Source organism: Psychrobacter sp. FME6 (assembly GCF_014861365.1).
Lineage (GTDB): Bacteria > Pseudomonadota > Gammaproteobacteria > Pseudomonadales > Moraxellaceae > Psychrobacter.
Genome location: NZ_RRYW01000040.1, coordinates 1 through 14,780, shown reverse-complemented (window position 1 = coordinate 14,780; position 14,780 = coordinate 1). Strand labels below are relative to the sequence as shown.

At 43.5% G+C, this 14,780-nt stretch carries 13 protein-coding genes and 4 tRNA genes; 11 read left to right on the top strand and 6 right to left on the bottom strand.

Annotation, left to right across the window (positions count from 1 at the left end; genetic code table 11):
• Window positions 1-32: 32 nt before the first annotated feature.
• The 10 genes from EI162_RS07640 (at window position 33) to EI162_RS07595 (ending at window position 8,988) form a co-directional block, all read left to right on the top strand.
• Window positions 33-1,772: a tetratricopeptide repeat protein gene (locus EI162_RS07640; RefSeq protein ID WP_225735298.1), complete on the top strand. Its 1,740-nt coding sequence runs from the start codon at window positions 33-35 to the stop codon at window positions 1,770-1,772.
• A gap of 208 nt (window positions 1,773-1,980) precedes the next feature.
• Complete coding sequence (lolB, locus tag EI162_RS07635; RefSeq protein ID WP_192523782.1) at window positions 1,981-2,628, top strand: lipoprotein insertase outer membrane protein LolB; 648 nt, start codon at window positions 1,981-1,983, stop codon at window positions 2,626-2,628.
• A gap of 82 nt (window positions 2,629-2,710) precedes the next feature.
• The gene (gene ispE / locus EI162_RS07630; protein ID WP_192523781.1) at window positions 2,711-3,667 is read left to right on the top strand and encodes a 4-(cytidine 5'-diphospho)-2-C-methyl-D-erythritol kinase; all 957 of its coding nucleotides are present in this window, start codon (window positions 2,711-2,713) and stop codon (window positions 3,665-3,667) included.
• Between the two features lie 149 nt (window positions 3,668-3,816).
• A tRNA-Gln gene (locus tag EI162_RS07625) sits at window positions 3,817-3,892 on the top strand.
• 238 nt (window positions 3,893-4,130) lie between these two features.
• Window positions 4,131-4,206 (top strand) — tRNA-Gln (locus EI162_RS07620).
• Between the two features lie 110 nt (window positions 4,207-4,316).
• Window positions 4,317-5,264: a ribose-phosphate pyrophosphokinase gene (locus EI162_RS07615; RefSeq protein WP_192523780.1), complete on the top strand. Its 948-nt coding sequence runs from the start codon at window positions 4,317-4,319 to the stop codon at window positions 5,262-5,264.
• A gap of 461 nt (window positions 5,265-5,725) precedes the next feature.
• A complete protein-coding gene (locus EI162_RS07610) occupies window positions 5,726-6,406 on the top strand; it encodes a 50S ribosomal protein L25/general stress protein Ctc (RefSeq protein ID WP_192523779.1) in 681 nt (226 codons plus the stop codon).
• 205 nt (window positions 6,407-6,611) lie between these two features.
• A complete protein-coding gene (gene pth, locus EI162_RS07605) occupies window positions 6,612-7,193 on the top strand; it encodes an aminoacyl-tRNA hydrolase (RefSeq protein WP_192523778.1) in 582 nt (193 codons plus the stop codon).
• Window positions 7,194-7,340: 147 nt separating this feature from the next.
• Window positions 7,341-7,721, top strand: a complete 381-nt coding sequence (gene panD / locus EI162_RS07600) for an aspartate 1-decarboxylase (protein WP_149490449.1) — start codon at window positions 7,341-7,343, stop codon at window positions 7,719-7,721.
• A gap of 295 nt (window positions 7,722-8,016) precedes the next feature.
• Window positions 8,017-8,988, top strand: a complete 972-nt coding sequence (locus EI162_RS07595; protein ID WP_192523777.1) for a calcium/sodium antiporter — start codon at window positions 8,017-8,019, stop codon at window positions 8,986-8,988.
• A 21-nt stretch (window positions 8,989-9,009) separates the two neighbouring features.
• Here EI162_RS07595 and EI162_RS07590 read toward each other — a convergent pair whose 3' ends face one another.
• The 3 genes from EI162_RS07590 to EI162_RS07580 all read right to left on the bottom strand — a co-directional run bounded on the left by EI162_RS07590 (window position 9,010) and on the right by EI162_RS07580 (window position 10,256).
• The gene (locus EI162_RS07590) at window positions 9,010-9,663 is read right to left on the bottom strand and encodes an RDD family protein (RefSeq protein WP_192523776.1); all 654 of its coding nucleotides are present in this window, start codon (window positions 9,661-9,663) and stop codon (window positions 9,010-9,012) included.
• Between the two features lie 242 nt (window positions 9,664-9,905).
• A tRNA-Arg gene (locus EI162_RS07585) sits at window positions 9,906-9,982 on the bottom strand.
• Window positions 9,983-10,166: 184 nt separating this feature from the next.
• Window positions 10,167-10,256: transfer RNA gene (locus tag EI162_RS07580), tRNA-Ser, on the bottom strand.
• A 282-nt stretch (window positions 10,257-10,538) separates the two neighbouring features.
• Here EI162_RS07580 and EI162_RS07575 point away from each other — a divergent pair.
• The gene (locus EI162_RS07575) at window positions 10,539-11,339 is read left to right on the top strand and encodes a hydroxymethylpyrimidine/phosphomethylpyrimidine kinase (protein WP_192523775.1); all 801 of its coding nucleotides are present in this window, start codon (window positions 10,539-10,541) and stop codon (window positions 11,337-11,339) included.
• A 94-nt stretch (window positions 11,340-11,433) separates the two neighbouring features.
• On the opposite strand, the gene EI162_RS07570 is transcribed toward EI162_RS07575, so the two are convergent.
• From EI162_RS07570 to tilS, 3 genes are all read right to left on the bottom strand, one after another.
• Window positions 11,434-12,003: a YggT family protein gene (locus EI162_RS07570; RefSeq protein ID WP_192523774.1), complete on the bottom strand. Its 570-nt coding sequence runs from the start codon at window positions 12,001-12,003 to the stop codon at window positions 11,434-11,436.
• A gap of 139 nt (window positions 12,004-12,142) precedes the next feature.
• Window positions 12,143-12,976, bottom strand: a complete 834-nt coding sequence (gene proC / locus EI162_RS07565) for a pyrroline-5-carboxylate reductase (RefSeq protein ID WP_192523773.1) — start codon at window positions 12,974-12,976, stop codon at window positions 12,143-12,145.
• A gap of 158 nt (window positions 12,977-13,134) precedes the next feature.
• A complete protein-coding gene (gene tilS, locus EI162_RS07560) occupies window positions 13,135-14,676 on the bottom strand; it encodes a tRNA lysidine(34) synthetase TilS (RefSeq protein WP_192523772.1) in 1,542 nt (513 codons plus the stop codon).
• Window positions 14,677-14,780: the final 104 nt, after the last annotated feature.

The window sequence follows — 14,780 nt, the reverse complement described above, 5'->3', positions numbered from 1 at the left end:
TGATAAACGCTTCTTCAACAAATGCACCTATAATGGCCTCAGCACTAACCAATGATAGTGCCACCTCTGATAAGGTTTCTAATAAAAATAATAACCGTCAAATACAAACTATAGAAGATTCTATAGACGTCAATCGTCTGGCGCCGAGCGGTGCGTCGTCTACCCTTAATAAGCCAAGTTTTAGCGAGCCAAGCCTATATGCTGTTTTGGATGCCGAATTTGCAGCAGATCGTGGTGACCCTCAGCGAGCCATCACTATTTATAAACAGCAATCCTTCAAAGAAGATGCGACAGCGGTATTTGAAAGGGCGCTTAGTCTGTCTTTACGTAGCGAAAAGGTCGAGAAGTCATTACACTTTGCCCAATCGTGGCAAAACCAGAATCCTGACCACGTACCTGCTTGGTTTTATGTGGCACATTTAGCCCTGCGAGCACATGACTATATATTGGCGGGTGACACGCTAAACCGTATTTTGCGTTATGACCCTCGAGCAGATTTAAGCGAAATCCTTATCGGTATTTATCCCAATAACGATAAAGATAAACGCGACCTACTCGCCGCTTTGCAACCACTGGACAGCGAGGAAAACGCCTCCTTGTCTGTATTAAAAGCGGGTTTGCTCTACCAGTTTAATGAGCCTGAGAGTGCCATTGTTCATATCAACCACGCTTTAGAGCACCAGCCTGATTATGTGCCTTTTATCACCTTAAAAGCCGATATCTTGCGTAAAATAGAACCGGCTGAAGCGGTCATCAATTATGTTGCCCAAGCGCGCCTACGTCATCCTGATAATAAAAGTTTATATCTATATGAGATTCGCTATTTGCTGGATTTAAAACAAAGCCAAGAAGCATGGCAATTATTGCTTGAAGCGCATAACCGCTTTAGTGACGATGCCGAGATTACTTTATTAGCCGCATTGGTGAGCTTGGATATCGAAGAATACGCCAGTGCCGATGTGCTACTTAACCAGTTAGCCAAAAGCCCTACTTATCTTGATCAAGCCTACTATTATCTCGGTATCAGTGCCGAACGCCAGCAGCGCTTTGAGCAAGCCAAATACTATCTCAATGGCGTCATGCAAGAAGACTTAGTGCTAGAAGCCCGTCGAAAGGTGGTGGCTTTTGAATTGCTCAATGATGATATCGATGCAGCCATCGCCACTCTAGAAAAACTCCGCAAAGATTTTAGTGTATTTGCCCCTGATAGCCTTGTCATGCAAGCTGATATTTTATGGCAGCAAAACGAGAGCGAAGAAGCGTTGCGTTTATTAACTAAAGCCACTCGTAAGTACCCTGATAGTGAGATGCTTTTGTTTGCGCGTGCCCAACTCCTTGATGACCAAGACGACTATATCGTTAAGCGCACCCTTCTCAATCATTTGCAGGCACTAGATCCTAAAAACTTGGCTTACCAGCTCAGTTATGCACAATTACTACTGGCTAATGAACGTGGCTCTGAGCAAGGGTTGGCATTAGCGACGGCTATTATTCAGATTCGCTACGATGACCCACGTTATGATAATGATCTGCACCTGCAAGCACTGAATGTGCTGGCGAGCAATGCGTTAGCCAATAAAAATCACCAACAGGTTATCGACTATTTACAAACACCTTATGATGTATTCCCTACCTTGCGTTCAGGTACATTGCTACTACGGGCTTATCAAGGGTTGGGCGATAATGAAAAAGTCGAGGCGTTGCTCGCAGATTTACAGCAGCGCTTTTCATTTGGGCAGCACAACATCAATGACCGTATACAGCTTTATTAGGCCGTGTTGAACATCGACCATAGCAGTGAAAAACCGTAAAAAACAATCGATGGTTAATGATAAAAGTAGCAAAATATAGTTACCATAAAAGCTACAAGCCACTTATAAGAAGCTAACAGCCACGCATCACTGGGTAACAAATAACGCTTAAGCTAACCTATTTTCTAGACAATAATTTTGCAAATTTATCCATTTTTGAGGAAACATCATGTCAGCACTACCCCTTTCTTATAAGTCTAATAAGTTAATTCTCCTAACTGCGATCACCGCAACAATGGCCATCACCGCAACAATGGCCATCATGTCCGGCTGTCAATCGATGAAAACCGCCAGCGCAACCAATCAGCCCACCACCATCCAAGGTCAAAACGCTGAGCAACCAAAAAAGCTAGAAAACTTTAACATCACTGGCAAGATTGGGGTGACAACGCCTGGTAATGACACCTCAGGAACCCAAGGCGGTAGTGCGTTTTATGCATGGGGACAACAAAATGATCGCTTTGCTATCGAATTGATTGGTGCGCTCGGTATTGGTAAAACCAATATTGAATTTAACGGTCAGTCGGCTACCTTAGTGAGCGAAAAAACCGGTACATTAACCGCTGATGACCCCGAAACCTTGCTAAAAAAGGCCACCGGTTGGCAAGCGCCTATCTCACAAATGCCGTATTGGATATCTGGTCGCCCAGCACCATCCGATAGCACTCCACAATTGGATGCCCAAAATCGTTTAATCAGCTCGGTAAACGGTGATTGGCAAGCCAGCTTCACTTATAAGGGTGCTGATAAACTGCCTAACAAAATCAGCGCGGTTCAAGCACAAGGCAATAAAGTCGTAATGACCATTAACCATTAAACCGTCATTGATTCATGCCCCAATATTTAGCCCACACTCTACCACCACTGCTTATTAAGATAGCTATTAATGACTGAAAGTTATGATTAAAAACTTAGCCGCGCTGCCCGCTTCTACCATTTCCCGTTTATCACCGGCGAAAATTAATTTGTTTTTGCATATTACGGGTAAGCGTGCCGATGGTTATCATAACTTGCAGACGATTTTTCGCCTGCTCGATTGGGGTGATTACCTGCATTTTTCGGTTATTAATAAAGCAACGGTTATAGAGAGCACAGCAGATATCAACCTCCTTTGTAGTCGACTGCTAATACTGACTGGCGCAGACACCATCACCAGCAGTGTAGAAGATAATCTCATCTTTAAAGCCGCCCGTGCATTACTAGTGTTTGTCATTCAATCAAACAAGCTACCTAAACAGCTGCCGCAGATACAAATCACTCTAGACAAACATTTACCGATGGGTGCAGGCTTAGGCGGTGGCTCATCCAATGCCGCGACGACATTAATTGTACTGAACGAAATCTGGCAACTTAATCTTAATCAAAATGAGCTGATAAAAATTGGCACAAGTATTGGTGCGGATGTACCTATATTTATCTTTGGTCAAGACGCTATTGCCATGGGTATTGGTGAGCAGTTGACTGCCATTGATTTGCCGGATCAGCAATATTTAGTACTGACACCAAATGCTCACGTCAATACTGCTGAGATTTTTTCGCATACCAAGCTACAGCGAGATATCGCCCCGCTATCAATTGAAACCATGAAAAACCAGTCTAATGATTATAGGCAACATTTAAATGCGCCTTATCAAAACGTCTTTACCCCTGTAGTCACTAGCCTTGCCCCTGCCGTCGATGAAGCATTACGTTATTTACATGGGCTAGAGACGCAAGCACTCGGCACAGCAAGAATGACTGGCTCAGGTAGCGCGGTATTCTTGCCGTTGGATGCGAGTATTACGACTGATAAGGCGCTGTTAGCAAAATGGCTTGAAGATGCACCTTGCTCGGGGTATGTGATTGGGAGTTTATAAGTTGGACGTTAAGCCCGCGTAAGGTGCGCCCAGCGTACCAAATGGACTACCAAAACCACATCAGTATTCGTTGTTTACGAATAAAAGCCAGAAAAAGGCGCAAATGACTTGCAAAAGCTGAATATTTATTTATAATAGGTCGCCTCAATAGGGGTATAGCCAAGTTGGTAAGGCATCAGGTTTTGATCCTGACATCCGTTGGTTCGAGTCCAGCTACCCCTGCCATTTTTAAGCTCAAAGCGTTTGAAGTGCATTTATGATAAGTGGTTTAAGATAGCTGCTTATTGACATTGACAACGTTATCCCAGTTTCGGTATAGTTCGCAATGAGCACCGTTAGGGAAAAGTTATGTTTTAGACGATTTACTCGTTTATCAGATAACGAACAGGTCGTGACGCTATTCTAATAATGACTTTTAATAGAAATTACTTTTAGATATCGACGTACACAGCCTAGACATTACAGGGGTATAGCCAAGTTGGTAAGGCATCAGGTTTTGATCCTGACATCCGTTGGTTCGAGTCCAGCTACCCCTGCCATTTTTTACTGTAATAGTAGTCATCAATACTTTTCACCACTCTTTTCTGAATTTGAGCAGTTTGACACTGCTTAGCGGTCGCTGCTTGAGTCAATCAATAGGACTTCTGTCATGCCTTATTTGGCGATTTTTACGGGTAATGCCCACCCAGAATTAGCAAAAACCGTAGCCGATCATCTCCATATACCTCTTGGTAAAGCTGACATCACGCGTTTTTCTGATGGCGAAATTGCCGTGGAAATCAAAGAGCACGTACGCGGTAAAGACGTGTTTATCATGCAGCCTACTTGTGCTCCGACCAATGACAATTTGATGGAAATCATGATGATGGCCGATGCTTTGCGTCGTTCTAGTGCTGGTCGTATCACTGCTGTCATGCCGTATTTCGGTTATGCCCGTCAAGACCGTCGTCCACGTTCTGCTCGTGTGCCTATCTCAGCCAAAGTCGTCGCTGATATGCTCAACATCGTCAGTATCGATCGGGTGATGACCGTTGATTTGCACTCAGACCAAATTCAAGGTTTCTTTGATATTCCTGTCGATAACATCTATGGTACGCCGGTACTATTAAACGATCTACAAAAACAAGATTATGACAACATCATGGTTGTCTCTCCTGATGTCGGCGGTGTGGTTCGTGCGCGTGCCATGGCCAAGCAATTGGGCGATACCGATATGGCGATTATTGATAAACGCCGCGCCCGTGCCAATGAATCACAGGTAATGCATATTATCGGTGATGTTCGTGACCGTGATTGCGTCATCGTTGATGATATGGTCGATACCGCAGGAACCTTATGCAAAGCCGCTGAAGCGCTAAAAGAAAATGGCGCACGCCGCGTATTGGCCTATATCACCCACCCTGTCCTATCTGGTAACGCCCTGAAAAATATCAGCGAATCAGCATTGGATGAGATTGTGGTTACCGATACGATTCCATTGTCTGATGCCGCCAAAGCTTGTAGCAAAATTCGCCAAGTCAGCATCGCGCCGATGTTAGCTGAGAGCTTACGCCGTATCAATAACGAAGAATCTATCAGCGCCATGTTTGATGCGTAAGGTTTAAGCCATCACTCCTGGAATTTTTGGTAGCAATACTCGTTAGGATAAACGATAAGTAGCTTCTAACTAATAGAGTATCAATAGAGCGTCAAGTTTAATTACTTGGCGCTTTTTTTGCATAACAGTTTTGTGCTGTTATTTGCATAGGCCTTTTGCATAGCGATTTTACGTAGGTCTTTATTATTACTACATAATCACGTATAATGCGCGCCTGTGCCGACCGTTTATTTAATTTAAAAGGTCGGCCGACTAAAAAGTGCTGATCATGCTTAAAAGTAACGGCTACTATGATAATTAACATCATAAAAATCGTTATATTGAGCAAATAGCCAAACTTAGACCTTGTGCGTTTTAGCAGCAACGATAAGTCTTAGCTATCATCACGTATTAGTGGATTGGTCGCAAATCCACTTTTTTATGACCAGACACTTCATCATTCTTTTTATAGGATTACATCCATGAGCATTAATCATTTTGAACTAAACGCTGTTGATCGTTCTGCTGAACAGCAAGGTAAAGGTGCGAGCCGCCGCCTACGTAAGCAGAATCTAGTTCCTGCTATCATCTATGGTGGTGGCGAAGAGCCAACGGCTATCTCTATCAAGATTAACGAGTTGGTAAAATCACTTGAATTCGAAGCTTTCTTTTCACACATTTTAACGCTAAATGTTGATGGTGAAGAGCATCAAGCCGTTATCAAAGACTTGCAACGCCATCCAGCTAAAGGCTTCCCAATGCATGCTGACTTCCAGCGCATTGTAAAAGGTCAGAAAATCAACATGAACGTTCCTGTTCATTTTGCTGGTCGTGAAGAAGCACCAGGTACTAAGGCTGGCGGTATCTTGTCTACGCTAGTTTCTGATATCGAAATCGTTTGCCTACCATCACAGCTACCTGAATACTTAGAAGTTGATGTGTCTGGTATGGAAATTGGTGATTTATTCCGTCTATCAGACATCGATCTGCCTGAAGGCGTTATCATCTTTGAACTTGATATGGAAGATGCACACGACCGTACTATCGTTAACATGCAGCCACCAACGGTTGAAGAAGTTGACGAAGACGCTGACGACGTTGATGCAGCTGACGTGCCTGCTACTGAGCAAGGTGCTGAAGCTGAAGACAAAGACGGCGAATAATAAACTACTTCTATATAGCGACCTATCGTTTGCTATATAGAAGCTGGTTCGTTTAGTCAAAAAACAGCAGGTGATGAATATCTCCTGCTGTTTTTTTAAGTAAGGTTTGAAAAGTAGGATAGCTGTTATGTAGGACAATTATCATAGATTCATCTTACTTTTCAAACCTTACCACTCATTTATTAAATTTAAGCAGGATATTTTTATGGCCATAAAGCTTATTGTCGGTCTTGGTAATCCTGGTCAGCAGTATATGTTTACGCGTCATAATGCAGGATTTTGGTTCGTCTATCATTTGGCTCAGCAGTTTAATATCACCCTTGCCCATGACAAAAAATTCCATGGAATGACAGGACGTGGACAAATTCACGGGCACGATGTGCGTTTATTACTGCCACTGACCTTTATGAATAAATCTGGCCAGTCAGTAGTGCCGATGGTCAATTTTTATGGTATTGATAATAATGAGCTATTAATTGCCCATGATGAGCTCGATATTCCAGCTGGTAGCATCAAACTCAAAACCGCTGGCGGTCATGGTGGACATAATGGTTTGCGTGATATCACCCCACATATTGGTAACGATTTTCATCGCCTGCGTGTGGGTATTGGTCATCCTGGTCACAAGTCTAAAGTCAGTGGGCATGTGCTTTCTAAAGCCTCTCCTGATGAGCAGACAGCCATCGATAGCGCTCTAAGCGCCGCTTTTGATGCTTTACCACTGTTATTAGATGGTGATATCGAAAAAGCACGCGCACAAATTAATGGTTTTAAATTACCTGAATAGTATTCGGTCATTCGGATGAGCTGTTTAAATAGCTAAATCGATAATTTATGAGTGACTTTTATTCAAATAACTTTTATTCTACCAATCTTGTCCCCATTAAGCTTTTGATTTGGTTCATTTATATCAGTTACGCTAAGGAAGCAACCTATGCTACTTAATATGCTCAAATGCAAATTACATCGCGCCCGTGTTACTCATGCCGAACTTCACTACGAAGGCTCATGCGGTATCGACGGTGATCTGTTAGACCTTGCCGGTCTGCGTGAAAACGAATCTATCGACATCTATAATGTCACCAATGGCAAACGCTTTCGCACCTATGCTATCCGCGCTGAAGCCGGCTCTGGTATCATCTCATTAAACGGTGCCGCCGCTCATATGGCAGACTTAGGTGATATTGTTATCATCTGTGCTTACGCGCATTTTGATGAAGCCGAGGCCGAAACGTATCAGCCAAAACTGGTCTATTGCAACGAAGACAATACCGTTAAAGACACCGCCAATATTATCCCTGTACAAGTGGCTTAACTGTCATAGTGTTAAGCCGCTGACGTTTATCCGATTGGATACTTTACTAAAATAGCTGAATCTGAATAAGGTTTGGCTTTTTTTTATACAGCCCCTATTTTTAAATTCATAAGGAAGCCTACTAGGGCGTGTCCTCATTTTGAAAATGGTGATAAAAACGAGATAAATTGCAGTCAAACAAGGAAAATAGCGTAGATAATATCAGGATATTGACCAGCTATTTGACGCAGTTTGGCAAAATTTAACCATTTTTAGCCCATTTAATCATTTTCGTTCAGATTGAGGAGATGCCCTAATGTGGTTGGCAGTTATTGCAGTGCTCATTGGTCTGGCTATTCTGGTTTGGAGTGCTGACGTTTTTATTGATGGCGCAACGACCTTAGCCAACCACTTACGTCTCCCTAGCTTCCTTGTTGGTGTGGTTGTTTTGGGTTTAGGGACGTCAGCACCCGAGATGGTAGTCTCTGTATTAGCAGCACTAAACGGTAGCCCTGAGCTGGCGTTAGGCAACGCCTATGGCTCGAATATTATGAATATTGCTCTAGTCTTGGGTACCACGGCACTTATTAGCCCTATTGTTATCCAAAAAAGCATCGTCAAGCGCGACTTACCGCTGTTGCTACTTATCACCCTACTGGCAGCGTGGCAGCTACGCGATGGGCAACTTAGTCAAACAGACGGCGCGCTGTTATTACTAGGGTTGGTAGCGGTATTAACTTTTCAGATTTTGGTAGCTCTGCGGGAAGTGGGTAAAAAAGAAAACAAGAAGAATAATGTGAATGGTGAAGCGCAAGCAGCGGGTCTATTTCGTGGTTTGGCAAGCTTAATAATTGGTATGCTGATAATAGTCTTCAGCTCACGCGCTATCGTTTGGGGTGCGGTTGAGCTTGCAACCTACTGGGGACTGAGCGAGCTGATTATCGGCTTAACGATTGTCGCAGTGGGTACGTCATTGCCTGAATTGGTGGCTAGCTTATCAGCGGCCCGTAAGGGTGAGCATGATATGGCACTGGGCAACATTATCGGCTCTAACCTTTTTAATACCTTGGGTGTCGTAGGACTTGCTGCACTCATCGCCCCTATTAACGCTGATCCCATTATTTTGTCACGTGATGTGTTGGCGATGGTGCTACTCACCGTATTATTGGTGGGGCTCTGTACTTTTTGTTTTATCAGCAAACGACAATTTGGTCGTATTTCTGGATCAATACTGCTGCTGTTCTTTATCGGTTATACAGTAATACTGTCGCAAACTTTTAATCTATAAATTAAAATGGCAGCTATCTGTTTATTTGCTTTGTTTGCGGTTTCTAATCACCCGCCACAGCCCTTCATTCTCTGTTTTTGGCATTTTTAACGTGATGGTATTCGATAGCATATCTTGCACCGCGAGGCCGCGAGGGTTAAACAAGCAAAATGCATAATTAAAGACAAAGCCCAAGAATACACTGGTTAATAAGATAGGACGTGAGCCGCCAATAATACTACCAATAATACCAAATATAAGCGGCATGATACTGGCTGCTAAAATCCGTTTGAATGATTGTCCCCACGTCAGCAAATGACCATTACTATTAACCGTCTTTAAACGCCAGGTCTGCATACCCAAAGTTTGACCACCGCGGCGCCAAAATAAACCATAAAATCCAACCAGCGTCAGCATAAAAGACGGCGTCATAATAAGGTTTTGGTACCATCTCGGCAGTGACTGGGCTTGCGATGATTCTGTACCCGTATTCATGGTCAATAAGGTTCCAATAACGGTCAACACGGTACCGACCAAAAATAATAACGCTAAAATCAACATACCATCATAAAGAATAGCCGCCATACGAGTGCCAGGCTTAGCAATCATTAGCTCTTCAATTTCAGGGGTATGATGCGCTGATGATTTATTTTTCGTAGCAGCTTTTGACGGGCGTTTAGGTAAACTCTTTGACATGGTACAAGCTCATAGCCAGCAGTGAATAGTGGCTCTATTGTACCGTAATTCATCGACTTATCGTACATTATGATGGGAGAAGAATGGCGAGGAAAAGAGTGCTTACTGAAGTTTAGTAGAAAATTAGCACTATTATAAATATAACAGACATAAAAAAATCGCCAAATTGTCATAAGACAGGCGATTGATTTAGTTTTTATCTCAGCTTAATAGTTATATTAACCAATAAGCTTTTATGCAAATGGTGCGCCTGGAGAGATTCGAACTCCCGACCCCTTAGTTCGTAGCCAAGTGCTCTATCCAACTGAGCTACAGGCGCGTATTTTGCACATCATCCACTGCGTTGTTAACAACAATTGCAGCAAATTAGATTGGTTATTATATAGATAATATCGCTTGTGTCAACATCTTTAACCATTAAAACCAAATTATTTTTTGCTTTAATTTATAAAGTTAAGTAACACCAGTTTTTTGCGTTATTACTCTAAAAACAACGAAATAAATGGCGGTGAAGGAGGGATTCGAACCCTCGATACGCTTACACGTATGGTTCCTTAGCAGGGAACTGGTTTCAGCCACTCACCCACTTCACCGAACGATTTAAGACACTTATCAAAATATTTATATTAAAAAATGTATTTAAACAAAACACTCTTTAAAATACAAAATATTCTTTTAAATATAGTATCGAAGCTAACGATACGTCTCATGTCGTGGGCGAGTATTATAACAAAGCCAAAATGAATTGCAAGCATTGTCTACAGTTTTAATCCTGCTTTTACTATAATTATTTATTCATATGACTTTATGGCTTTTTTGACAATGGGTAGCTATAGTATTTGCTACTGATTATAGACTATATTAAAGGATGTGTTATGCGACCAGTCGTATTATGTTTTTCGGGGTTAGACCCCTCTGGCGGAGCTGGGCTACAAGCGGATATTGAAGCCATCGGTCAGGCAGGGGCGCATGCTGCGATTGCCTGTACTGCGATTACGATACAAGATTCGCAGCAAGTTTTTGGCTTTGAGGCGTGCGCGGCAAATTTGGTAAAAGAACAAGCGACAGCGGTACTCGATGATTTACCGGTCAGCGTCATCAAATCGGGAATGCTGGGTACGACGGATAATATTGCCATGCTGACTGATATGTTTACTGAAAACATCATCGCTGAAGGCACGCCTTTTGTATTAGACCCCGTATTGGTGGCCAATAGCGGAGGCAGCTTAGGCGATGAGCAAACGCTAGTTGCTGCCTTTAGAAAGCTATTGCCGTATGCGACTTTAATCACCCCAAACACGCATGAATTACGCGCCTTAAGCGGTGAGCAAGATTTGCATAGCGGTGCACAGAAATTATGCGAACAAGGTACCTATGGCGTGTTGGTCAAAACATCACACGACTTTGATAGTGGCGATATTGAGCAGTATTTATATATAAAGGGTGAAATGGTACATCAAAGTATTTTACCGCGCTTAAATGGCGAATTTCATGGCTCTGGCTGCTCATTGGCAAGCTTTATTGCTGGACGCTTAGCGATGGGTGACGCGCTTGTCGATGCGGTTAAATCAGCAGATAGCTGGATTACCCAAACACTGCGTGCCGCTGATGCCCCGCATCCTGATAATGCTACAGCCCAGCTGATACCGAACCGCTTTATAGATTTTTCAGTATAACTTCTAAATGATAAATAAAAAAAGGCACTCTAATTAAGTTAGAGTGCCTTTTTTATGATATAGCAAAATTATTGCTATACTTCTTAAATCTCACTTATCCCAACATTGGCATAAAGCTCGATGCAAATCCACCAATAAACATCTCAAGTAAATAAAAGGCAAAAAAGGCGACCATTGGCGATAAGTCAATCATACCTAAGTTTGGAGTAATACGGCGGAACGGTGCTAATATCGGCTCCGCTAACATGATAATGATACCAATAATCGGATGCTGAGACTGGGTAAACACCACAATCCAGCTGACGATGATGGAGCCAATGACTAGATAGCGACACATACGCAAAAAGTCTAACACCAAGCTAATGGTACCCGTAAAAAACAGCGGAACGGGCGCGATACCTTTATGCGTCAACGCCGCCTTGCCCGAGATATCAATCAGACGAATTAAAAACATCAAGACGATAGCCGCAATACTGATACGCCCTTGCCCGACCGTTGGAAAAATACGCCCAAACACATCGACAATATGAGTCGCTTTATAAGCAGGGGCAATCATAGGATTGCTGGCATCCATCCCTGCGAACTGCAGCATAAAACGGATAAAAACCAACATCATGGCGAAGGTGGTGACCAAATCAAAGATTTGAAATAACATGTTGTTCATGAAGTGCTACTCAATGTGACATTATTAACAGATTTTAAGATGACGAATGTTATTATCAGGTATTTTTATTACAAATAGGGTATCTCACTAATAAGTGACATACCCCATAAATAGATGGCTACCAGTTAATGAGCGATGGCTATTTACTCATCTCCTCGCTCAGCGCTTGGCTGCGATCGTAGCACGCTTGCATGGCTTCAACGATTTGGCGACCGATTTCATTGGCTTGCATCGACTCAACCGCTGCCTGAGTAGTACCGTTCGGTGAAGTAACCTTGCGACGTAGCTCAGCAGGCGCATCATCGCTGCCCATTGCCATTTTTGCGGCACCCAGCATGGTTTGCATGGCCAGTGCTGATGCTTGCTCTTTATCCAGCCCTAAAGCCACTGCCCCATCGACCATCGATTCGATAAAGTAAAACATATAAGCGGGCGCTGAGCCTGATACGGCGGTCACCGCATGCATGTGTTCTTCATTATCTACCCACATGACCAAGCCTGAGGCTTCCATGACGGCGGTTGCTAGTTGCTTTTGCTCAGCCGTGATATTATCAGTACCGTACAGACCCGTCGCGCCCATTTGAATCATCGCAGGCGTATTAGGCATCGCACGCACGATATTGCCATAGCCGTTCAGCATGTCAGATAAAAGATCAGTCGACAAACCTGCTGCAACAGAAATCACCAGCTGATTGTCCAAGGCATCCGCAAAAGCACTCACCACAGGTTTCATCACTTGCGGCTTTACGGCTAATACCACGATGTCAGCATCAGTAATAGCCGCTGTTGCATCTGCTGTTGGATCAACCGTGCTCAGGCCTTTAGCAGCCAGTTGCTCGCGCACTTCGCTACTAGGATCAGCCACTGTAATCGAACTTGGTTTGATACCGCAGCTCACAAGCCCGCTAATTAAAGCTTGCGCCATGTTTCCGCCGCCTATAAAGCTTATTTTCTTATTATCTAATACTGACATACTTGTCTCCTACTCAAAAAATTCAAAGGTATTCAAACTAACATAACGATGGATAAAATGACACTCAGTTTACCATACTGCTACTGCCATGGTTTGATAAATTGCTGGCGCTGAAGATAGCCCTAACTTTTAAACAATCACTATCAAATAACTACTATTTAGCCTGTTTTATGTAAAACTAAATGATTGGTGATTATTTCAGGAAGCTGGTTGCGTTCAATCTCAATAAATGACTTATCAGACCCTAGCGCCCAACTCTCAAAGGGCGATAATAGTAATAACGGCAACTCATCCTTATGAGCGAATACAGCACTAACCACCACTAAGCTATCACGCAACCAGACAGGCACGCCAAGTGTTTGAAACAGTTTTTTCCCCGCTTGCGTTCGTGATGCCAGCGCAGTGTGTATGCGCTGTTGCCGACCTAATGGCGCAAATGTAATCTCAACCTCACCTTTATCCTTATTTAATAATTGTGCCATCACATTTGGCATAACCTGCACTTGCCAAGTAAAATATTGGCTGCTACGTAAGGGGAGAAAATCAGGTTGATGGTTGGTTAAATTATCACTAAATAAAGAACGTTTAGATAGTGTCTGCGCTTGCTCAGTAAGCGGTATTTTAAGCCATGTTAGCCAGTTATTGCTTAGGCGATACAGCTGCTTACGATAACGACGGATGGTGTACGACTGCTTGCGACCTTGCCAAAAAAGCTCAGTTTGATGGTCGTGGTCATGGCGCTGGCTTAGGTTCAATACATCATCGACAAGCTGCTTAGCAGGCGGTAATGACTCATCTTGCCCCAGCCAATGATGTAGCAATTGGCGTTGGCGCTGGATAGGTCGTTTTTGTAACACCTCAATATTTAGCACCCGTTGCGCTGGAGCACAGCAGAGAGAGCTGACCTCACTATCATGCATATCTTTTGCCGCTTGTGCACTGATTGTTAATTGAGCATCACTTAATAACTGTGCACTACGAGCAATATTATCGATAACATTTGGATTGTGTTTCGCCAATATCGGCATGATGTCACGGCGCAGTCCACTACGTACGTTATCGCCGCCCTCATTGGTAGGATCATCGATATAGGGCAGTTTTAGATGTTGAGCATAGGCGCTAATATTGGCCCGCTTTATAGTGAGCCAAGGTCGCCATAATACGATACGATGCACGCCTTGCTGTTGTACGCGCCACGGCTGCATACCCGATAAACCATTAACCCCAGCTCCTTGAATCAGGCGCATTAATACCGTTTCCGCTTGGTCATCAGCATGATGCGCTAATAATAAAACATCGTCTTGACTGAGTTGCGCGCGCATCACGTCATAACGGGCTTGGCGGGCGGCTTGTTCATCATGGCCCTTTACCTGCGCCTGTAAAATAGTGCAAGGTATGTTTTGAGCTGCTGCCCAATCGGCAACATGCTGCGCCCAAACACCACTATCTGCCTGCAAGCCATGATTGACATGTAAAAGCTGGGGTAAAAATGACAGCACGCCTTGTTGGTATAATTGCACACACAATGCTGCCAATACCAATGAATCACGCCCACCGCTACATGCCAGCCAAAGTCGCCGACCGTGTAGTTGTGCACCATGTTCAGCCACACTGTCCAATAATGCTTTTGCCAAACTATCCTCTATCGGCAGTTCTGCGATTGGCTCGATAGGATATGGAAGAATTGCACTGCTAGTCATAATCGCTCTTATTGTTTGACATATATAATTAAAATACTTTAAAAACGCTACGATACTGCGGGTATAGTTTTTTTGCAGCCTCTGTCTGCGTAGGCACAGCAAGC